Here is an 18,957-nt window from a genome sequence, read left to right as displayed (position 1 = left end):
CGTGCTTAGGCGACGTTCGCCTCGGCAGCCTTCTTGGTGTAGTTCTCCATCTGGTCGAAGTTGAGATACTTGTAGATCTCTTTCGACATGCTGTTCAGGTTCTTGGCGTACTCCATGTACTCCGCCGGAGTCGGCAGTTTGCCCAGTACCGCGCCCACAGCTGCCAGTTCCGCAGAGGTCAGGTACACGTTGGCACCATCGCCGAGGCGGTTCGGGAAGTTACGGGTTGAGGTGGACAGAACGGTCGACTTGGCGGCCACGCGTGCCTGGTTACCCATGCACAGGGAGCAGCCCGGCATCTCGGTGCGTACACCGGCGGTACCGTAAGTGTTGAAGTAGCCTTCTTCCATCAGCTGGGCCTGGTCCATCTTGGTGGGTGGAGACATCCACAGACGGGTGGTCAGGGCGCCTTTATGCTGCTCAAGCAGCTTGCCGGCGGCACGGAAGTGACCGATGTTGGTCATGCAGGAACCGATGAACACTTCGTCCACCTTGTCGCCAGCCACCTCGGACAGGAACTTGGCGTCGTCCGGGTCGTTCGGGCAGCACACGATCGGCTCTTTGATATCGGCCAGGTCGATCTCGATCACGTGGGCGTATTCGGCGTCCTTGTCGGCACGCATCAGCTTCGGATCTTTCAGCCACGCTTCCATTTGCTGGGCGCGACGCTCCAGGGTGCGCGGATCGCCATAGCCTTCGGCAATCATCCAGCGCAGCATCACGATGTTGGAGCGCAGGTACTCGGCCACGGACTCTTCAGACAGGTTGATGGTACAACCGGCAGCAGAGCGCTCGGCAGAGGCGTCGGACAGTTCAAACGCCTGCTCGACAGTCAGGTGCTCAAGGCCTTCGATTTCCAGGATACGACCGGAGAATTCGTTGATCTTGCCCTTCTTCTCAACGGTCAGCATGCCCTGCTTGATGCCGTACAGCGGGATGGCATGTACCAGGTCGCGCAGGGTGATGCCCGGCTGCATTTCGCCCTTGAAGCGGACCAGAACAGATTCCGGCATATCCAGCGGCATAACGCCAGTGGCCGCGGCAAATGCAACCAGACCGGAACCGGCCGGGAAGGAGATGCCCATCGGGAAGCGGGTGTGGGAGTCACCACCGGTACCAACGGTGTCCGGCAGCAGCATGCGGTTCAGCCAGGAGTGGATGATACCGTCGCCCGGACGCAGGGAAACACCGCCACGGGTGCGGATGAAGTCCGGCATGGTGTGCTGCATTTCGACGTCAACCGGCTTCGGATAAGCCGCGGTGTGACAGAAAGACTGCATAACCAGATCCGCCTGGAAGCCCAGGCACGCCAGGTCTTTCAGCTCATCACGGGTCATCGGGCCGGTGGTGTCCTGGGAGCCCACGGTGGTCATGTGCGGCTCGCAGTAGGTACCCGGACGAACGCCTTTGCCTTCTTCCAGGCCGCAGGCCTTGCCAACCATCTTCTGGGCCAGGGTGAAGCCCTTGGTGCCCGCTTCCGGATCTTTCGGCAGACGGAACAGGTCGGTTGCGCCCAGACCCAGTGCAGTGCGGGCCTTGTTGGTCAGGCCGCGACCGATGATCAGCGGAATACGGCCGCCGGCCTGCACTTCGTCCAGAATCACGTCGGACTTGAACTTGAACTCGGAGATGACGTCGCCGGCTTCGTTCAGGATCTTGCCTTCGTACGGACGAATGTCGATTACGTCGCCCATGTTCATGTTGTCTACCGGGGCTTCGAATACCAGGGCGCCAGCGTCTTCCATGGTGTTGAAGAAGATCGGAGCAACCTTGTTGCCGATGCAGACACCGCCGCCGCGCTTGTTCGGCACGCCGGGGATGTCGTCACCGAAGAACCAAAGTACCGAGTTGGTGGCCGACTTACGGGAAGAACCGGTTCCAACCACGTCACCCACGAAGGCAACCGGCAGGCCCTTGGCCTTGATTTCGTCGATCTGGCTCATCGGGCCGGTAACGCCGGGCTCTTCCGGCTTCAGGCCGTCACGCTCCATTTTGTAGGCAGCGCGGGCGTGCAGCGGGATGTCCGGGCGGGACCAGGCGTCGGGAGCCGGGGACAGGTCGTCGGTGTTGGTTTCGCCGGTTACCTTGAACACCACCATCTTGGTGCTTTCGGCTACCTTGTTGCGGTTGGTGAACCACTCGGCGTTGGCCCAGGATTCCATGACGTCACGGGCGACGGCATTGCCGGCATCCATTTTTTCTTTCACGTCGTTGAACGCGTCAAACATCAGCAGGGTGTGCTTCAGTTCTTTGCCGGCCAGCTCGGCCAGTTCAGGGTTATCCAGCAGCTCAACGAGAGTGGCAATGTTGTAGCCACCCTGCATCATACCCAGCAGCTGGACGGCCTTTTTGCTGTCAACCAGCGGAGAGCTGGCTTCGCCCTTGATGATGGCAGTGAGAAAAGCGGCCTTGACGTAAGCGGCTTCATCGACGCCCGGCGGAATGCGGTTTTCCAGCAGGTCAACCAGGGTTTCTTCTTCACCTGCCGGCGGGTTCTTCAGCAGTTCAACCAGTCCGGCTGTCTGCTCAGCGTTCAGGGGCTTGGGGGGGATTCCCAGAGCCGCGCGTTCTGCAACGTGTTCACGATAGGCTTCTAACACGATATGGACCCTCATCAGTTGGAATGTCCCGCGCATGCGGCATCATGCCTGGCGGGAGTTTTGTGGCGAAAAGGCCGCAGGAGCCTCTGAATAACGCCTCAAATCACTGACGAGGTTTCAGGATTTATTCAGAGACTCCTTGATCTGGCGCTGCATTCTATAGGAAAGCCCTTATAAAGTTAAGTTGGACAGAGGTCGGAGGGTTCTGTTATGTCGTGTATACTGCCGGGCCCGTGATTCTGACCTGAACAAAGCCATGACTGACGCCCTGCAAGAGATTCACCAGTTTCTGCCCTGCCGCACGCCGCAACGCTGGATCGAGAACGCCCTCGATAACCAGGATCTGATGCTGATCGATCATGCCCACTGCGAGAAGAAAGCCGCGTCGACCGCACTCAGTCTGATGTACCGCTATGTAGACAACAGCGATCTGCTGAACAAGATGTCCCGGCTGGCACGGGAGGAGTTGCGCCACTTCGAGCAGGTACTGGCAATTATGAAAAAGCGTGGCGTGCAGTACCGTCACCTGACTCCGGCCCGTTACGCTGCGGGCCTGCGGGAGCCGGTGAGGGGAGATGACCCGGGCCGGCTGGTGGATGTACTGATCGTGGGTGCGATTATCGAAGCCCGTTCCTGCGAACGCTTTGCGGCACTGGCGCCGTTTCTCGACGATGGGTTGGCGGATTTCTATCGCAGCCTGCTGAAATCCGAGGCCCGTCATTACCAGGATTACCTGACCCTGGCTGAGCAGGCCAACGGTGGGCCGGTGGCGGATCGTGTTGCACAGTTCCTCGCGATCGAACAGCAACTTGTTGAAACGCTGGACGCGGAATTTCGCTTCCACAGTGGACCACTGTTGTAGCGAACCGTTGTTATAACGCCCGGCACAGTTCCATCCAGCGATCAATGCCGGCACTGCGGTACTTCTGTTTGTGCAGGATAAAGTAGAATTGCCGGTCGAACTTGCGGTGTTCCGGTACGGTCAGGGGTACCAGGCTGCCCCGTTTGAAGGCGTCGGCAAGACAGACCTGTGACAGGCAGCCAATGCCCAGACCGGCTTCCACCGCCCGCTTGATCGCTTCGGTGTGCTCCAGTTCCAGCAGGATGTTGAGGTCTGGCAGCAGGCCATGCATGCCCCGCTCAAAGCTCTGACGGGTGCCGGAACCTTCCTCCCGCATGATCCAGGTAGCCGCGCGCAGATCGTCATCGGTAAGCGAGCGCTGCTTGGCCAACGGGTGTTGCGGCGCACAGAACGCCACCAGGTTGTCCTCGCGCCAGGGAATCATCTCCAGCTCCGCGGCCTGGATCTCTCCTTCAATCAGCCCGATGTCCAGCTCGAAGTCCCGTACCCGCCTGGCGATGGTGCTGGTGTTGGCCACCTCCAGCGACACCCGGGGGTGGGTAGGGGTATTCATGTATTGGGCCATGACGCCAACGGCCAGATAGTTACCAATAGTCAGCGTGGCACCGACTTTCAGCGCACCGATTTCGGAATGTTTGCTGAAGGCCTGCTCCAGTTCTCCGGCCTGGGCGAGCAGTGACTCGACTTTGGGGCGGTACAACCGGCCCAGCTCATTGAGCTGCAGACGCTTGCCGACGCGGTCGAACAACTGGATGTCAAACTGGTTTTCAAGCTCCTTAAGAGCGCTGCTGGCGGCGGACTGGGACATGCTGAGGGATTCGGCGGCACGGGTGATGTTCTGGAAGTGGGCCGCGGCGAGAAAGACCTCCAGCTGACGGAAGCTGTATTTCATCATCGATCCAACCGAATAAGGTTATGAGAATATCCCATTTTGTCGATAGGTTAGCTGCGGGTTAGAATTTATTCAATTCATTACTGCAACTTGAAACACGTTTTCAGAACAGGCGAGAGCACGGCATGAGCAATCTGATCAAAGAAAAAGTCACCAGCGTTCACCACTGGAACGATACCCTGTTCAGCTTCAAGACCAGCCGCGATCCGGGGCTGCGCTTCAAGAACGGTCATTTTGTGATGATTGGCCTCGAAACCGATGGCAAGCCGCTGATGCGCGCCTACAGCATCGCCAGCGCCAATTACGAGGAGGAGCTGGAGTTCTTCTCCATCAAGGTTCCCGACGGCCCGCTGACCTCCCGGCTGCAGAAAATCCAGGTGGGTGACGAGATTCTGGTGAGCCGCAAACCCACCGGCACCCTGGTGCTGGACAACCTGCTGCCCGGCAAGAACCTGTGGCTGATCAGTACCGGCACCGGCCTGGCGCCGTTCATGAGCATCATCAAGGATCCGGAAGTCTACGAAGCGTTTGACAAGGTAATCCTGACCCACGGTGTGCGCTACGTGTCCGAGCTGGCCTATCAGAAGGACATTGAAGAGCTGCCCAATAACGAGTTTTTCGGTGAAATGGTCGATGGCAAGCTGTTGTACTACCCGACTGTGACCCGTGAGCCGTTCCGCAACCAGGGTCGTCTGACGGATGCCATGGAAAGCGGCAAGATCACCCGGGACCTCGGCCTGCCGGAGTTTGACCTGGACAACGACCGGTTCATGATCTGTGGCAGTCCCAGCATGCTGAAGGATACCTGCGCCATTCTCAACAAGTTCGGTTTCAAGGAAGCCCGCGGTGGCGAGATGGGGCACTATGTGATCGAGCGGGCGTTTGTCGAGCAGTAATTATTGCTCTTGGGCCACTGGATAGCCCGGCAAAAAAGCCCCGGAGCCTCAGGCTTCGGGGCTTTTTGTTTTATGGCGGGGATCAAGGGTGTCTTCATCCAGCCAGGTTCCGCAGAATTTGCAGTAGCGTGCATCCCGTTCGTGGTGATCCCTGCCGCAGCCGGGACAGGCTTCACGGGAATAGCGCTCTTCACGCAGGGCACGGATGACCTCCGCGGAGAAGACACCGACGGGTAGCGCGATGATCGAGTAGCCGGTCAGCATGATCGCTACCGAGATAAACTGGCCGAGTGGGGTGACAGGTGTTATGTCGCCGTAACCGACGGTTGTCAGGGTGACAATGCCCCAGTAAATGGCCGTCGGGATACTGGTAAAGCCGGCTTCTGCCGGCTCAATCAGATAAAGGACAGAGGAAAAGATGGTTACGACCATCAGCACCGTGAACAAAAACAGCAGTATCTGGTGTCGGCTCCTGATGAGGGCATCCAGCAGCAGCCTTTTCTCGCCCTCCAGAATCATCATGTCCAGCACCCGGAACAGCCGCAACGCCCGCAGCAACCGGACGACGATCAGTGTCTGGGAGCCGGGTACGATCAAGGTCAGCCACGATGGCAGGATGGCCAGCAGATCGATGATGCCGTAAAAGCTTTTCAGGTAGAGCCAGGGCTTCTGCAGGCAGTAAATCCGCAGGACCAGCTCGATGGTGAAAAGAACGGTGATGGCCCATTCCGTATAGAAAAACAGGTCACTAAAGCGTTGGTGGTAACGTTCGATGCTGTCCAGCATGACGATGCCAACGCTGAGGAAAATTAATGTCACCAGACCAATATCGAAGGCCTTGGCCGCGCGGCTGTCGGATTCAAAAAGCAGTTTGAACAGCCGGGTCCGCAGCCCCACCTGTGCGGGCTCAAGGTTTGGCATCCGTCGAAGTCTCCGTTGCACTGTTGTTGGTCTGAACTCGTCTAAACTCTAGAGAGCGGCGTGTTTACCCGTCAACCGACCTTCTCCTGGAGAGGCATTATGAAGGGATATTCAGTAAAAGGTGTGTTCCGCGTCGGGATTTCTATGCTGGGCATGGTGCTGGCCACGCAGACCCATGGGGCTGCGGGTGACCTGCTGGTGCGGGCGGGCGTCAGTGCCATGGACCCGGACACCGGGAGTGAAAGCTTCTCCAGCATATCGCGCAGCGCTGTCCGGCTGGACAGCGACGTGACCCTGAGTGGTTCGGTGGCCTGGTTTTTCACGGATTATGCGGCGGCTGAAATCAGTTCGTCGCTGCCGTACTCACCGAATCTTGAGGGTAACGCCCGGCTGAAAGATCTGGGTATCGGCAACATAGGCGACGTCAAATATGTTCCCACCTACCTGACCCTGAACCTGTACATTCAGGATCCCTCGGCGGTTACGCCCTATCTGGGCGCCGGGGTTGCGTTCAACAAGTTCTATGATGAGAACGCCCGGCTATCCGGCCTGGACGTCAATCTCGACAGCACGTTCGACCCCACCTTCCTTGCGGGTGTGGAGCTGGACTTCGGTACGCCGGTGCTGGTCAATTTCGATATTCGCTATACCCTGCTGGACACGGACGCCCAATTCTCCGGAGCCATAAATGAGACCGTCGAAATGGAGATTGATCCGGTCGTCTTCTCGCTGGGAGTTGGTTACCGATTCTGAGCCGGAGTTGCCGGAGTTGCTATGAAGAAGGCCGGAAATCTCCGGCCTTCTTGATTCTTGTGTTGGGGATTTATTGGCGGAAGATCACCAGGCCACCGCCGCCGTCAGCCACATAGACCCGGCCATGGGCAATTGCGGTTCCTGTCGCTTCGCCGACGGTTTGCTGGTGCTCCATCAGCACCGGGTTGGCCGGTTCGCTCCAGTCCAGCTTGGCAACCCCCGCTTCACCGTAGGCCACGTAGAACAACAGCCGTGGTTCGTCGAGGGTGTACCATTGGCCGTCACCGTCGACCAGCAGGGTATCTGCCGGGAAATACTGGGGCGTCATGTACAGTGCTTCCGGGTCGGAATCTTCCAGGCCGGGTTCGGCCTGAAGGCGGTACTGGGCGACCGCCTCGGGGCGGTAGTCGTACCCGCCGCCGCCCATGGTCCAGATTTTGTTGGCCTCAACACCTGCGGGGAGGGGGGCCAGCAGGTCGTCAATGCGGTAGGCAAGCAAACCAAAGCCTCCGTAGCTGAAATAGGCATGCTCGCCCACCACGTCAACATCCACGCTGCGGCTGTCCGCCTTGCCGATGTGCACGCTGCCGTCCAGCTCCTCCTCAATCTTGATCGGCTGGAAGATCTTGACCAGTTCCATGCCCGGGGTCACGCCATCCACCAGTAGCCCGGTCATGTCGACCACCGCGATGCCGGAATGGCCGGCTGCGACGAACGCATACACCTTGTCGCCTCCGGGGTTGGTCCAGAGTTCGACGCCGGAAGCCCGCCCCAGCAACGGGTTGCCGGTTGCGGAACCCAGGTTGGCAACCATGTGGGCGCCGCTGCCATCGGCGGGATTCATGGTTGTGTCGTACACGGTCAGTCCGTTACTGCCATCGGCGACCACCGCGTAGTTGCCATGGAAGTCCACGTCATAGGCGTGATCCTGCCGGCTGATGCCGCCGTAGGAACCGGAATCCAGATTGTGTTCGAAGAAGTCCGCCGGCTGCGGTGTCAGCAGCAGCGGGGTACCCGGGGCACCCTGGCCGGTCTCAGCACCACTGATATCCACCCGTCGCAGACCCAGGCTCTGGGACATGACGTAGGCCAGGCCAGCTTCGCCGTCGAGGATCACGTTGTAGGCGTGAGGGGTCGGGTAAATGGTGGTGCCATCGGGATTATCCACGGCGTATTCGTCCACCACGGTGTTGGCTACCACGTGAGGTTCATCCAGGGCATTTCCGTCGGCGTCCGCAATCTGCCAGACGCTCATGCCGTGGGGGCCGTCAGCCATGTAGAGATATTGCGGGGATGTGGCCACACCCTGGGTGTGGCCCACCGCCAGGGGGCTGGTTGGCGTGCCATCCGGTGCGGCATAGGTTTCACTGGTGCTGGCGAAATAGGCCGGAACCGTGAACTTGGTGCTCATATCAGTCTCGGCCGGGTCCAGAACGCCCAGGTCCATGAAATTGAGTCCGCCGGCACCGGTGGCCTGGACCACATCCACAGCGCCGGTAGTGTCGCTGAGTGTGGGCATCAGAAACAGGGCGTTACCGTGGCCGCTGACCTCACCGGTGACCAGCAGGCTGGGCGCCTGGTACATCCAGAGGGGCAGGGATTCGTTGTCATCGGGATCCCAGGCGCCCATGTCGTAGGATGTGACGAACTCGTAGTCTGGCCAGTGCAGCCGGTCGGGGAAAAGGTCGTTATCGAAACCACCGGCGCCTTGCTGCCAGCTGGCTTCCGGAGTCTGGGCACCGTCCAGGGCGACCAGGCCCGCGAAATGGTCCGCGTAGAACACCCGGTTGTTGGCGGTATCGACCTCAACGTCAATGACACCCGCCTCCTTGAGCATGCCCACCCCGAAATAGGGGAACAGGCTTTGCGATTGCTCGCCGGTGGGTTCGTCCGGACCATGGGCCGGTACTGCCGGGGCATAACCCAGATAGCTGGTGGCCACTTGGCCCGTGGTCGTGTCCGGAGCGGCCACATCAACGGCGACCAGGCCGCCAAGACCATAGGCCAGGTAAACCGTGGTCCGCTCGCCGCTGCCGGAGGTGTAGGTTTCAACATCCAGCTTGTTGGCCTTGTAGTAATACTTGCCGTAGCGGTCAAAATCCGCCCAGGGGGTGGGTGCATCGAGTCCGCCGTGCCAGACGTCCTGGATTTCAAAGGAAGCCTGGTTATAGTTGGGCATGCCGGTAAAGGGATCGATATGCGTTGCCGGATCCACCACTTCTGTTGTCACGTCCATGGCGAGGAACCAGTCCTCGGTAACGCTGGTGTCGGTATACAGGTTGTAATACCCCACGCGCTCCAGAGTGGCCGGGTTGTAGATGCCAAGCCCCAGGAAGCCGATGGCGGCATACAATCGGACATTGCCATCAACGTCTGTATGCAGTTGTAGATCGGCCGGTGCGCCCCACGGATGTTCGCCGGCGTACTGCAGGGTATAAACCTCCGCCGCGGGGTCGATCTGGAGCGTGCCGTCCGCTTCGAGAACGGGAGCGGCCGTAATCACGTTTGCCAACGGCACCCGATGGATCCCGTAACTCTCGTTGGCAATCCACAGGTCAGTGCCGTCGGTTTCCAGAGACTTGATGAAGCCGTGACCTTCGATGATCACGTCGGTTACCAGGTCGCCGCCGCCCTCGGCGTAAACAATGTTGTCCTGGTAATAATTGACGGGGGTGGTGTGCAACACCTGCATGGCAGCCGGATCGGTGATGTCCACCACGGCTATGCCTGATTCGCGGACCGCAGCCAGCGCATAAAATCGCCCCCCATAGGGAACTACCAGAACGTCCTGGATGAAGCTCTCGAGTTCAATCTCGTGCACCGCTCCGGCGGTGGTCTGGATGGGGGTGATCGCCAACCGATTGGCCATGTTGTACACCGCCCAGTCAGTCTCACCCATCTCGGCGCGGGCTGCTGCCGTAGTGGCACCGCCAATCTGGATGACTTTTTCGGTCAGGAATGCCTCGACGATGGCCTCACCCTGGGGCGTACCCAGCGAGGCGTCGTTGTCGCTGCCACTGCAGCCGGCCAATGTTGTTAGCAGGCCCGCAGCCAGGATGCCTGGTATGACGGATCCAGGAAATCTACTACCCATAATTCAAATCTCCCTGGCTTTTGTTGGCCATGTGGCCAAGCCTTGATAAATATTGTGGGCAGATGCGTTAGTGGCACCGGCAGATTGGCCAAGAAATACACGCTCTGTACAGCCAATATAGAAGCTGGACAGCGATTCAGGTATTGATGTGTCTCAAGTTCGAGGCGTATGTAACCCCGGCCCGCATGGAGAAGTTGATGCAAGATGAGAACGAAAGGTCCCGGCAGGCCATGGCGGCCGAGGTCAACCGTGTGATCCGCTCGGAGCGCAAGCGCGGCATGACTGGCAGGCTGGCCTGGCTGTTGGTTGTGGTGATCGCGGTGGCCGTCCCGGGCTGGTGGCTGTGGCCGGATAACAGAGCGGTGCAGTGGCAGACCCACCTGCTGGACCGGGGTGACATGGTGCTGACGGCTACTGCCACTGGTAGTCTGGAGCCAAAGAGCGAAGTGTCCGTAGGCGCGGAGATCTCCGGGTTGATTACCCGGGTGATGGTGGAGGAGAACGACCAGGTGACCGAAGGTCAGGTGCTTGCGCTGTTCGCAACCGATGAGCTGGAAGTAGCCCTGGAACAGGCCGAGGCCCAACGTGCGCTGGCCCTGGCATCTGTGGCGGAGGCCGAGGCTACCTTGCAGGAAGCCCGGGTCGATGAGCGGCGGGTCAGCGAGTTGCGCGAGCGACGCACCGCCGCCCAGGCGGAGCTGGATGCCGCCGTGGCGGCCCGCAAGCGGGCGGAAGCCAAGCTGGCCTATGCGCGGGCGTCGGTGCGGCAGGCCGGGGCCTCGGTTTCCCAGGCCCGGACCCGATTGGAGAAGGCGGTGATCAGCTCACCGATCAACGGCGTGGTTCTGCAGCGCAGCATCGAACCCGGCAATACGGTGGCGGCCAGCTTCCAGACGCCGGTGCTGTTCCTGTTGGCAGAGGATCTGACAGCGATGGAGCTTCATGTCTCCATGGATGAGGCGGATGTTGGCATGGTAGAGGCCGGGCAGACCGCGACGTTTACCGTCGATGCCTGGTCCGGGCGGGAGTTTTCCGCCGAAGTGCTCAAGGTTCATCTTTACCCCGCAGTCGAGAACAACGTGGTTACCTACACCACGGTGCTGGCCGTGGACAACAGCGAAGGTTTGCTCAAACCGGGGATGACCGCCACCGCCACCATCGAAACCGGCCGGCGCGAGGATGCGCTGCGGGTGCCGAACATGGCGTTTCGTTTCACTCCACCGGCGAGCGATACCGGTGGTGGCGGGCTGTTCGGTCATCCTGGTGCGCGGGTCGGTGGCAGCCGGTCCGGTCCCGGCAATACGGTCTGGGTCCTGCGTGACGGTGCGCCGGCCCGGGTGGTGGTGCAGACGGGGGCCTCCGATGGCCGCTACACCGAGCTGCCCGGCGACGAGTTGGCCGAGGGCGATGCGGTGATTACCGGCATACAGACGGCGGTCAGCCAATGAACGAAGCTGGTAACACCGCTACGCCGGACCGGATGCACCTCCCGCCCGCTGTGGTTGAGATGCAGGACATCTACAAGATTTATGGCAGTGGTGCGACCGAGGTACGCGCGCTCGACGGTGTGAGCCTGACCATCCGAGCCGGCGAGTTCGTCGCCATCATGGGGCCATCCGGCTCCGGCAAATCCACCTGCATGAACATTCTCGGTTGCCTCGATGTGCCGTCTTCCGGCGCATACCGGTTCCGGGGGGTGGAAGTGGGTGGCCTGGACCGGGATGAGCTGGCCCTGCTGCGCCGCAATTTCATGGGTTTCGTGTTCCAGAGCTTCAATCTGCTACCCCGAATCAGTGCCCTGGGTAATGTCGAATTGCCCCTGATTTATGAAGGGGTGAAGCCAGCCCGGCGCCATCAGCTGGCCATGCAGGCGCTGGCAACGGTTGGCCTTGCCGGGCGGGCCCATGCGACCTCGGCCCAGCTCTCCGGCGGCCAGCAGCAGCGGATCGCGATTGCCCGCGCCCTGGTGACCGAACCACCAGTGCTGCTGGCGGACGAGCCCACCGGGAACCTTGATACGGCAATGGCGGGGGAGATCATGAAGGAGCTGGTCTCCATCCGTGAGCAGCGGGGCATTACGATTCTGATGGTGACCCATGAGCCCGATATCGCCAGGTATGCCGACCGGGTGCTGTTTTTTACCGATGGCAAGCTGGTCAGGGACGGGACGCCGGCGGAGGTGATCCCATGAGGGCGCTGGATACTATGGGGATGTCGGTGCAGGCCATTGCCCGAAACAAGCTGCGTTCGTTCCTGACTACCCTCGGCATCATAATCGGGGTGGCGAGCGTGGTGGCGATGGTGCATCTGGGACAGTCCGCCACCCGTAGTGTGACCGAGCAGATTGCCAGCATCGGTTCGAATCTGCTGTTCGTTATGCCGGGCACGGCCCAGCGCGGTCCCGGTGGCGTCCGAACCAATGCGGAGAATTTCGAACTGGCCGATGTGGAGGCAATCCGCAATGAGGTCGACGGCATCCTGGTGGCCCCCGCGCTCACTACCAGTGCTACGGTGGTGATCGGTAACGCCAACGACACGATTCCGGTGATCGGCACGACCAACCAGTATTTTGCGGTACGCAATCATTATCTGGCTTACGGGCGGGAGTTCGAGGCCACCGAACTCAGTTCCGGCGCGGCCGTGTGCATCATCGGCAAGACCCTGATCGACGAGATGTTCCTGGGGCAGGAGCCGTTGGGTTCGAGCATCCGGGTAGGGCGAACAGCCTGCCGGGTCATCGGTGTACTGGAGGAAAAGGGCGAGTCCATGGGCCAGGACCGGGATAAAACCATCCTCATGCCCGTGAAGGCGGTCCAGCGCAGGTTGGTGGGGGAGCTGGATGTCAGCGCCATCTACGTGTCCGCCCTCGCCGATGGGACCACCGGCACCGTGCAGGCCCAGATTGAATCCCTGCTGCGCCAGCGACGGGGCGCCTCCACGGGTGCCGCCGATGACTTTTATGTCCGCGATACCCAGGACATTGCCCAGGCCCTGGAGAGTACCACCAATACCCTCACCATCCTGCTGGGTGCCATTGCCGCCGTGAGCCTGCTGGTAGGGGGCATTGGCATCATGAACATCATGCTGGTGTCGGTGACCGAACGTACCCGGGAAATCGGCATTCGGCTGGCCATTGGTGCCCGGGCCCGGGATGTGCTGACCCAGTTTCTGGTGGAGTCCATTGCCTTGTCGACCCTGGGCGGCTTTATTGGCCTGATCCTCGGGGTGGGTGGGACCTGGCTGGTGACCTGGAAGCTGGATATGCCCTTGGTGATTTCGCCGCCGGTCATGCTGACCGGTTTTTCGTTTTCCGTAGCCATCGGGATCATTTTCGGTTTCTTCCCGGCCCGCAAGGCCGCGCTGCTCAACCCTATTGATGCCTTGCGCCATGAGTAGTCGCCGGCTGTGACAAGCGGGTTGCCATGGGCTATGGTGGCTTAAAGCGCAGGTGCGCTCCGGCAAAGGGAAATTGGGGGGAGATTGGGTGGAACAGATACTGATTGGCAAGGGTGAGGCACAGGTCAATCTGCTGGCACGCTACGGTAACCGCCATGGCCTGGTGGCGGGGGCCACCGGAACTGGCAAGACGGTGTCACTGATGGTACTGGCGGAAGGTTTCTCCCGGATGGGTGTGCCGGTGTTCATGGCGGATGTCAAGGGCGATGTGTCCGGCCTGGCCATGCCGGGTGCGCCGTCAGATAAGGTCCACCAGCGGGTGGCCGAGATCGGTATGACGGATTATGTGGCTGAGGCTAATCCGGTGATCTTCTGGGACCTTTTCGGCAAGTTGGGGCACCCGGTCCGGACCACGGTGAGCGAGGTTGGCCCGACCCTGATGGGTCGGTTGCTGGAACTGAATGACACCCAGTCCGGGGTGCTGGAGATTGCATTCCGCGTGGCCGACGATCAGGGCCTGCTGTTGCTGGATCTGGAGGATCTTCGTTCGTTGCTCGCGTTCATTGCCGAGAGTCGCAAGGAAGTATCAGCCCGTTATGGCCTGGTCAGCGCGCAGTCGGTGGGCGCCATCCAGCGAGCGGTGCTGGGCCTGGAAAACGCCGGTGCGGCGGCGTTTTTTGGTGAGCCGGCACTGGAGCTGGGGGATCTGATGCGCACCGATCTCAGTGGCCGCGGCATCATCAGCATCCTGGCTGCTGATCAACTGATTCTCAGCCCCCGTCTGTATTCCACCCTGCTGCTGTGGCTGGTGTCGGAGCTGTTCGAGAACCTGCCTGAAGTGGGGGATCTGACCCGGCCGAAGCTGGTGCTGTTTATTGATGAGGCCCATCTGCTGTTTGACGATGCCCCCAAGGCGCTGCGGGACAAGGTCGAGCAAGCGGTACGGCTGATCCGTTCCAAGGGGGTTGGTATCTATTTCTGTTCCCAGTTTCCCGACGACGTCCCCAATGAAATCCTCGGTCAGCTGGGTAATCGAATCCAGCACGCGCTGCGCGCCTATACCCCGCGGGATCAGAAAGCAGTCCGGACTGCGGCTGAAACCTTTGCCAGCAACCCGAAGCTCAATGTTGCCGAGGTAATTTCCCGGCTGGCCGTCGGCGAGGCGCTGGTGTCCACCCTGCAGGAGAAAGGCGTGCCCGCTCCCGTTGAACGCACGCTCATCTGTCCACCCCGCTGCCGCATGGGGCCGATAACTCCCGAGGAGTCGGCCATGGTGAGATCCCGCAGTCCGCTGAGTGGCAAGTATGACACCCCGGTCAACCGGGAATCCGCCCATGAAATCCTGACCAGGCGGGCGCAAGAGCTGGCAGCGGCGACTCCTGAGGCGGTGGGTGGCAAGCAGGGAGCGAAGGTGGCAGAGCAGGAGCGCAGTGTCATCGGCGATCTGCTGTGGGGCACCAAGCGCCGCCAGGGCATGGTGGAAACCCTGGCCAAGCAGGCAGCGCGCACCGCAGGGAGCCAGCTTGGCCGGCAGATCCTGCGGGGCATTCTTGGTGGCATTCTGGGAGGTTCCCGCCGTTGAGGTTCCTGGCACTGCTGGTTTTTGTTCTGCTGGCGCTGACCGGCTGTGACGACTCCGCCCGTCCAGGGGTGGCCGCGGATTCACAACCGGGTGCGCGACCTGAGCCGCAGCTGACCCTGACGTCGGCCGAACTGGACTGGGTTGGTGAACAGGTTTTCAACAACGAATGTTCCGGACGGCGGCACTGCCTGGTGCACTGGAACGACGGCGAGGCCTTTCCGTCGCTGGGCATCGGGCATTTCATCTGGTATCCGCAGGATGTGCAGGGGCGCTTTGTTGAGAGCTTTCCTTCCCTGATGGCCTTCCTGATTGAGCGCGGTGCCGACGTGCCGGCCTGGCTGCGTACCCTGAGACCATTTGCGGCGCCCTGGCCGGATAAGGCCGCTTTTCTGCTGGCAGAGGGCTCGACAGAAGTCGAGGAACTGCGGCGGTTTCTCGAGCAAACCCGGGGGCTCCAGGCGGAATTCATCTATCGCAGGGCGGCAGATTCGCTCCGGCAGATCATTGACGCGGCGCCGCAAGCCGAAAGGGCTGCGCTGGGCAGCCGTCTGCAGGCTCTCAGTGCCACCCCGGGAGGCGTGTATGCCCTGATGGACTATGTCAATTTCAAGGGCGAGGGCCTGGCGGCGACCGAGCGCTACAATGGTGAAGGCTGGGGATTGTTACAGGTGCTGCTGGCGATGTCCGCTGACGACCAGTTGCCGGCGCTGGCACGGTTCCGCGCGGCCGCCGCTGAGGTGCTGACCCGGCGGGCGGAAAATGCCGCCAATCCGATTGAGCGGGAACGCTGGTTGCCGGGCTGGCTCAAGCGGTTGGAGACCTACCGTGAGCCGCCGCGGACTCTGGCCGGGAGCAGTCAGCCACCGGCCTGATCCGAGTGCGCCCCGGATCAGTCCAGGGCGAGTTTGCTCAGATCCGGAGTCTTGCCCGGTGCCACTTCCAGCCACCAGACATGGGTGTCCCAGTCCCCCAGGACGATGCGCCGGGCCGGCTCGCCGTTGGCCTCGAGTTCGTGGATCGCCGGACGATGCGTGTGGCCATGGATAAGACGCTGTACGCCGTGCGCCTCCAGTGCCTTCACCACCTCTTCCGGGGTGACGTCCATGATCGACTCCGCCTTACCCTGGTTCTTCGCCATGCTGATTTCCCGCAACTGGCGGGCCATCTGCTGGCGGTCCGCCAGCGAGCGTTGCAGGATCATCTGCTGCCACTGGGGATTGCGCATGTTGGCACGGAACTTCTGGTATTCCACGTCTGCGGTACACAGGCTGTCACCGTGCATCAGCAGGGTGGGAGTACCGTAGAGATCCACAACGGTCGGGTCGTCCAGTAAGGTGGCGCCGGCGCGACTGCAGAAATCCTCTCCGATCAGGAAATCCCGGTTGCCGTGCATCAGGTACACGGCTGTCCCGCTGTCGCTCAGGGCTTTCAGGGCGCTGGCAACGTCCTCCTGCAGAGGGGTGCGTTCGTCGTCTCCGATCCAGGCTTCAAAGAAGTCACCGAGGATGTAGAGCGCGTCGACCCCCGTCGCCCGCTCCTTGAGGAATGTCAGCAAGGCCCGGGTGATGTCGGGACGCGATTCCTCGAGGTGCAGGTCGGAGATGAACAGCGTGGTCACGCTGCGCCTCCATCCTCAACCACTTCCGCTTTCTCGATGATGACGTCGTCAGCCGGAACGTCCTGATGGCCGGCGCGCATGGTCGTGCGTACGGCGCGAATGCTGTTAACCGTGTCCATGCCGTCCACTACCTTGCCGAAAACACAGTAACCCCAGCCCTCGGTATTCTTGGCGGAGTGATCGAGAAATCCGTTGTCCTCGACGTTGATGAAGAACTGTGCAGTGGCAGAGTGCGGGTCCATGGTGCGGGCCATGGCAACAGTGCCGCGCATGTTGCTGAGGCCGTTATCGGCTTCGTTCTTGATCGGCTCGCGGGTTTTGCGGGGCTGCATGCCCGGCTCGAAGCCGCCGCCCTGGATCATGAAGTTGCTGATCACACGGTGAAAGATCAGGCCGTCGAAGAAGCCGTCACGGACGTACTGTTCGAAGTTTTTGGCGGTTTCCGGCGCCTTGTCGTAGTCCAGCTCAATCTTGATGTCGCCGTGATTGGTTTTCAGCAGAATCATTCGGTTTACCTGTCAGAAGAGTTTGGGTGCAAAAACAGAGTTGAAAACAGCGCTATTGTACTGAAGAGTTTCCCGCTGTGCATGAGTCCGGCAAAGATTTGTGAGTATAATAGGCGGTTTCAGATTCACTCCCTTTTAAGAGACTGTATGAGCGCCGAGTCGAAGAAAGCCCATAACTTTATCCAGAGCCTGATCGAAGACGCCATCGCCAAGGGTGAGCACACCGGCAAGGTGGTGACCCGTTTTCCGCCGGAGCCTAACGGTTACCTGCACGTCGGCCACGCCAAGTCGATCTGCCTCAACTTCGGCATTGCCCGGACCTTCGGCGGCGAGTGCAACCTGCGGTTTGATGACACCAACCCGGAGAAGGAATCCCAGGAGTATATCGACGCAATCAAGCAGGACGTCGAGTGGCTGGGCTACGAGTGGGCTGACGAGGTGCGCTACGCCTCCGACTATTTCGATGCCATTTATGACTTTGCCGTGGAGCTGATCGAGAAGGGCAAGGCTTACGTGTGTGCCCTGACCGCCGACCAGATGGCGGAGTACCGTGGCTCGCTGAAAGCCCCGGGTCGGAACAGCCCATACCGGGATCGTCCGGTGGAAGAGAACCTGCAGCTGTTTCGCGATATGCGTGATGGCAAATACCAGAACGGCGAGCTGGTGCTGCGGGCGAAAATTGATATGGCGTCTCCCAATATCAACCTGCGGGATCCGATTCTGTATCGCATCCGCTATGCCGAGCACCATCAGACCGGTGACAAATGGTGCATCTACCCGATGTACGATTTCACCCACCCGATTTCCGATGCCATGGAGGGGATTACCCACTCCCTGTGCACCCTGGAGTTCGAGGATCACCGGCCGTTGTACGACTGGGTGCTGGACAACATCTCGGCACCCTGCCACCCGCGCCAGATCGAATTCGCCCGGTTGAACCTGAACTACACCATCACGTCCAAGCGCAAACTCAAGCGCCTGGTAGACGAGGGCTACGTGGACGGCTGGAATGATCCGCGGATGCCGACAATTTCCGGCATGCGGCATCGCGGCTACACCCCCGAGTCCATCCGCAACTTCTGCGACATGATCGGCGTTAACAAGGCCGGTGGTACCGTGGACGTGGGCATGCTGGAACACGCCATACGCGAAGACCTCAACGTGCGTGCGCCGCGTGCCATGTGTGTGATGCGTCCGCTGCGTGTGACACTGACCAACTATCCGGCGGACCAGACTGAAACCCTCACGTTGCCGGTTCATCCGCAGAACCCGGAAATGGGCGAGCGCGAAGTGACCTGGAGCCAGGTGCTGTACATCGACCGCGAGGACTTCGTGGAAGAACCTCCCCGCAAGTGGAAGCGGCTGGCGCCGGCGCAGGCTGTGCGTCTGCGTGGCGGCTACGTGATGACCTGTCGCGAAGTTGTTCGTGATGAGAGTGGCGAGATCGTTGAGCTGCGGTGTGAATACGATCCCCGGACCCTGGGTGTCAACCCGGAGGGTTACAAGGCGAATGGCGTGATTCACTGGGTGTCCGCGGTCGACAGCGTAGAAGCGGATATCAACCTGTATGACCGGCTGTTCAACCATGAGTCCCCGGACAGCGACAAGGAAGGTGATTTCATCGATCACCTGAACCCGGATTCCCTGGTGCGCCTGGAAGGTGCCCGGGTGGAGAAGAGCCTGGCGCAGCCGCGTACCGACCTGCCGTACCAGTTCGAGCGGGAAGGTTACTTCTTCTGTGACCAGGGCCAGTCTGACGCCGCCGGTCACCCGGTGTTCAATCGTACCGTCACCCTCCGGGACTCCTGGACCGGGGGCAACGGCTGAATTTTTTCTG

The 18,957-nt window shown here is 60.7% G+C and carries 15 protein-coding genes; 9 read left to right on the top strand and 6 right to left on the bottom strand.

Annotation, left to right across the window (positions count from 1 at the left end; genetic code table 11):
- Nucleotides 1-5 precede the first annotated feature (5 nt).
- Nucleotides 6-2,600 carry a bifunctional aconitate hydratase 2/2-methylisocitrate dehydratase gene (locus CLH61_RS04715; protein WP_099613715.1) on the bottom strand — a complete coding sequence of 865 codons (2,595 nt, stop codon included), beginning with the start codon at nt 2,598-2,600 and terminating at the stop codon, nt 6-8.
- Nucleotides 2,601-2,856: 256 nt separating this feature from the next.
- Between CLH61_RS04715 and miaE the strand changes: the two genes are divergently transcribed.
- The gene (gene miaE / locus CLH61_RS04710; RefSeq protein ID WP_099613543.1) at nt 2,857-3,462 is read left to right on the top strand and encodes a MiaE family protein; all 606 of its coding nucleotides are present in this window, start codon (nt 2,857-2,859) and stop codon (nt 3,460-3,462) included.
- Nucleotides 3,463-3,472: 10 nt separating this feature from the next.
- Here miaE and CLH61_RS04705 read toward each other — a convergent pair whose 3' ends face one another.
- Nucleotides 3,473-4,354 (bottom strand): LysR family transcriptional regulator, encoded by an 882-nt coding sequence (locus CLH61_RS04705; protein ID WP_099613714.1) that lies wholly within the window; start codon nt 4,352-4,354, stop codon nt 3,473-3,475.
- Nucleotides 4,355-4,479: 125 nt separating this feature from the next.
- Here CLH61_RS04705 and CLH61_RS04700 point away from each other — a divergent pair, with 125 nt between their 5' ends.
- On the top strand, nt 4,480-5,250 hold the full coding sequence (locus CLH61_RS04700) for a ferredoxin--NADP reductase (RefSeq protein WP_099613542.1): 771 nt from the start codon (nt 4,480-4,482) through the stop codon (nt 5,248-5,250).
- 48 nt (nt 5,251-5,298) lie between these two features.
- Here the strand turns inward: CLH61_RS04700 and CLH61_RS04695 are convergent, their stop codons facing one another.
- A complete protein-coding gene (locus CLH61_RS04695) occupies nt 5,299-6,171 on the bottom strand; it encodes an ion transporter (protein WP_099613541.1) in 873 nt (290 codons plus the stop codon).
- A gap of 99 nt (nt 6,172-6,270) precedes the next feature.
- Between CLH61_RS04695 and CLH61_RS04690 the strand changes: the two genes are divergently transcribed.
- The gene (locus tag CLH61_RS04690; RefSeq protein WP_099613540.1) at nt 6,271-6,924 is read left to right on the top strand and encodes an OmpW/AlkL family protein; all 654 of its coding nucleotides are present in this window, start codon (nt 6,271-6,273) and stop codon (nt 6,922-6,924) included.
- A 70-nt stretch (nt 6,925-6,994) separates the two neighbouring features.
- Here the strand turns inward: CLH61_RS04690 and CLH61_RS04685 are convergent, their stop codons facing one another.
- Entirely contained in the window at nt 6,995-10,018 is a 3,024-nt protein-coding gene (locus CLH61_RS04685) for an LVIVD repeat-containing protein (RefSeq protein WP_143752082.1), read from the bottom strand.
- Between the two features lie 197 nt (nt 10,019-10,215).
- Here CLH61_RS04685 and CLH61_RS04680 point away from each other — a divergent pair, with 197 nt between their 5' ends.
- From CLH61_RS04680 to CLH61_RS04660, 5 genes are all read left to right on the top strand, one after another.
- The gene (locus CLH61_RS04680; protein WP_170003604.1) at nt 10,216-11,466 is read left to right on the top strand and encodes an efflux RND transporter periplasmic adaptor subunit; all 1,251 of its coding nucleotides are present in this window, start codon (nt 10,216-10,218) and stop codon (nt 11,464-11,466) included.
- Nucleotides 11,463-12,209: an ABC transporter ATP-binding protein gene (locus CLH61_RS04675; RefSeq protein ID WP_228152529.1), complete on the top strand. Its 747-nt coding sequence runs from the start codon at nt 11,463-11,465 to the stop codon at nt 12,207-12,209. Before CLH61_RS04680 ends, CLH61_RS04675 begins: the two co-directional genes overlap by 4 nt.
- Nucleotides 12,206-13,414: an ABC transporter permease gene (locus CLH61_RS04670; RefSeq protein ID WP_099613537.1), complete on the top strand. Its 1,209-nt coding sequence runs from the start codon at nt 12,206-12,208 to the stop codon at nt 13,412-13,414. The genes CLH61_RS04675 and CLH61_RS04670 overlap by 4 nt, the downstream gene beginning before the upstream one ends.
- Nucleotides 13,415-13,502: 88 nt before the next feature.
- A complete protein-coding gene (locus tag CLH61_RS04665; RefSeq protein ID WP_099613536.1) occupies nt 13,503-14,996 on the top strand; it encodes a helicase HerA-like domain-containing protein in 1,494 nt (497 codons plus the stop codon).
- Nucleotides 14,993-15,868, top strand: coding sequence for a hypothetical protein (locus tag CLH61_RS04660; RefSeq protein ID WP_228152528.1), 876 nt, complete (start codon nt 14,993-14,995; stop codon nt 15,866-15,868). Before CLH61_RS04665 ends, CLH61_RS04660 begins: the two co-directional genes overlap by 4 nt.
- A gap of 17 nt (nt 15,869-15,885) precedes the next feature.
- Here the strand turns inward: CLH61_RS04660 and lpxH are convergent, their stop codons facing one another.
- Together lpxH and CLH61_RS04650 are read right to left on the bottom strand one after the other, a co-directional pair.
- Nucleotides 15,886-16,614, bottom strand: a complete 729-nt coding sequence (lpxH, locus tag CLH61_RS04655) for a UDP-2,3-diacylglucosamine diphosphatase (protein ID WP_099613535.1) — start codon at nt 16,612-16,614, stop codon at nt 15,886-15,888.
- Nucleotides 16,611-17,120: a peptidylprolyl isomerase gene (locus CLH61_RS04650; RefSeq protein WP_099613534.1), complete on the bottom strand. Its 510-nt coding sequence runs from the start codon at nt 17,118-17,120 to the stop codon at nt 16,611-16,613. Before CLH61_RS04650 ends, lpxH begins: the two co-directional genes overlap by 4 nt.
- A gap of 147 nt (nt 17,121-17,267) precedes the next feature.
- Here CLH61_RS04650 and CLH61_RS04645 point away from each other — a divergent pair, with 147 nt between their 5' ends.
- Nucleotides 17,268-18,947, top strand: coding sequence for a glutamine--tRNA ligase/YqeY domain fusion protein (locus tag CLH61_RS04645; protein WP_099613533.1), 1,680 nt, complete (start codon nt 17,268-17,270; stop codon nt 18,945-18,947).
- Nucleotides 18,948-18,957 lie beyond the last annotated feature (10 nt).

Origin of the sequence: Marinobacter profundi, assembly GCF_002744715.1 — a bacterium.
Lineage (GTDB): Bacteria > Pseudomonadota > Gammaproteobacteria > Pseudomonadales > Oleiphilaceae > Marinobacter > Marinobacter profundi.
This window is presented reverse-complemented; position numbering and strand designations above follow the sequence as displayed.

Coding starts and splice junctions, on each gene's coding strand:
- miaE (WP_099613543.1), top strand. CDS start 2,857: ATGACTGACGCCCTGCAAGAGATTCACCAGTTTCTGCCCTGCCGCACG.
- CLH61_RS04705 (WP_099613714.1), bottom strand. CDS start 4,354: ATGAAATACAGCTTCCGTCAGCTGGAGGTCTTTCTCGCCGCGGCCCAC.
- CLH61_RS04700 (WP_099613542.1), top strand. CDS start 4,480: ATGAGCAATCTGATCAAAGAAAAAGTCACCAGCGTTCACCACTGGAAC.
- CLH61_RS04695 (WP_099613541.1), bottom strand. CDS start 6,171: ATGCCAAACCTTGAGCCCGCACAGGTGGGGCTGCGGACCCGGCTGTTC.
- CLH61_RS04690 (WP_099613540.1), top strand. CDS start 6,271: ATGAAGGGATATTCAGTAAAAGGTGTGTTCCGCGTCGGGATTTCTATG.
- CLH61_RS04685 (WP_143752082.1), bottom strand. CDS start 10,018: ATGGGTAGTAGATTTCCTGGATCCGTCATACCAGGCATCCTGGCTGCG.
- CLH61_RS04680 (WP_170003604.1), top strand. CDS start 10,216: ATGCAAGATGAGAACGAAAGGTCCCGGCAGGCCATGGCGGCCGAGGTC.
- CLH61_RS04675 (WP_228152529.1), top strand. CDS start 11,463: ATGAACGAAGCTGGTAACACCGCTACGCCGGACCGGATGCACCTCCCG.
- CLH61_RS04670 (WP_099613537.1), top strand. CDS start 12,206: ATGAGGGCGCTGGATACTATGGGGATGTCGGTGCAGGCCATTGCCCGA.
- CLH61_RS04650 (WP_099613534.1), bottom strand. CDS start 17,120: ATGATTCTGCTGAAAACCAATCACGGCGACATCAAGATTGAGCTGGAC.
- CLH61_RS04645 (WP_099613533.1), top strand. CDS start 17,268: ATGAGCGCCGAGTCGAAGAAAGCCCATAACTTTATCCAGAGCCTGATC.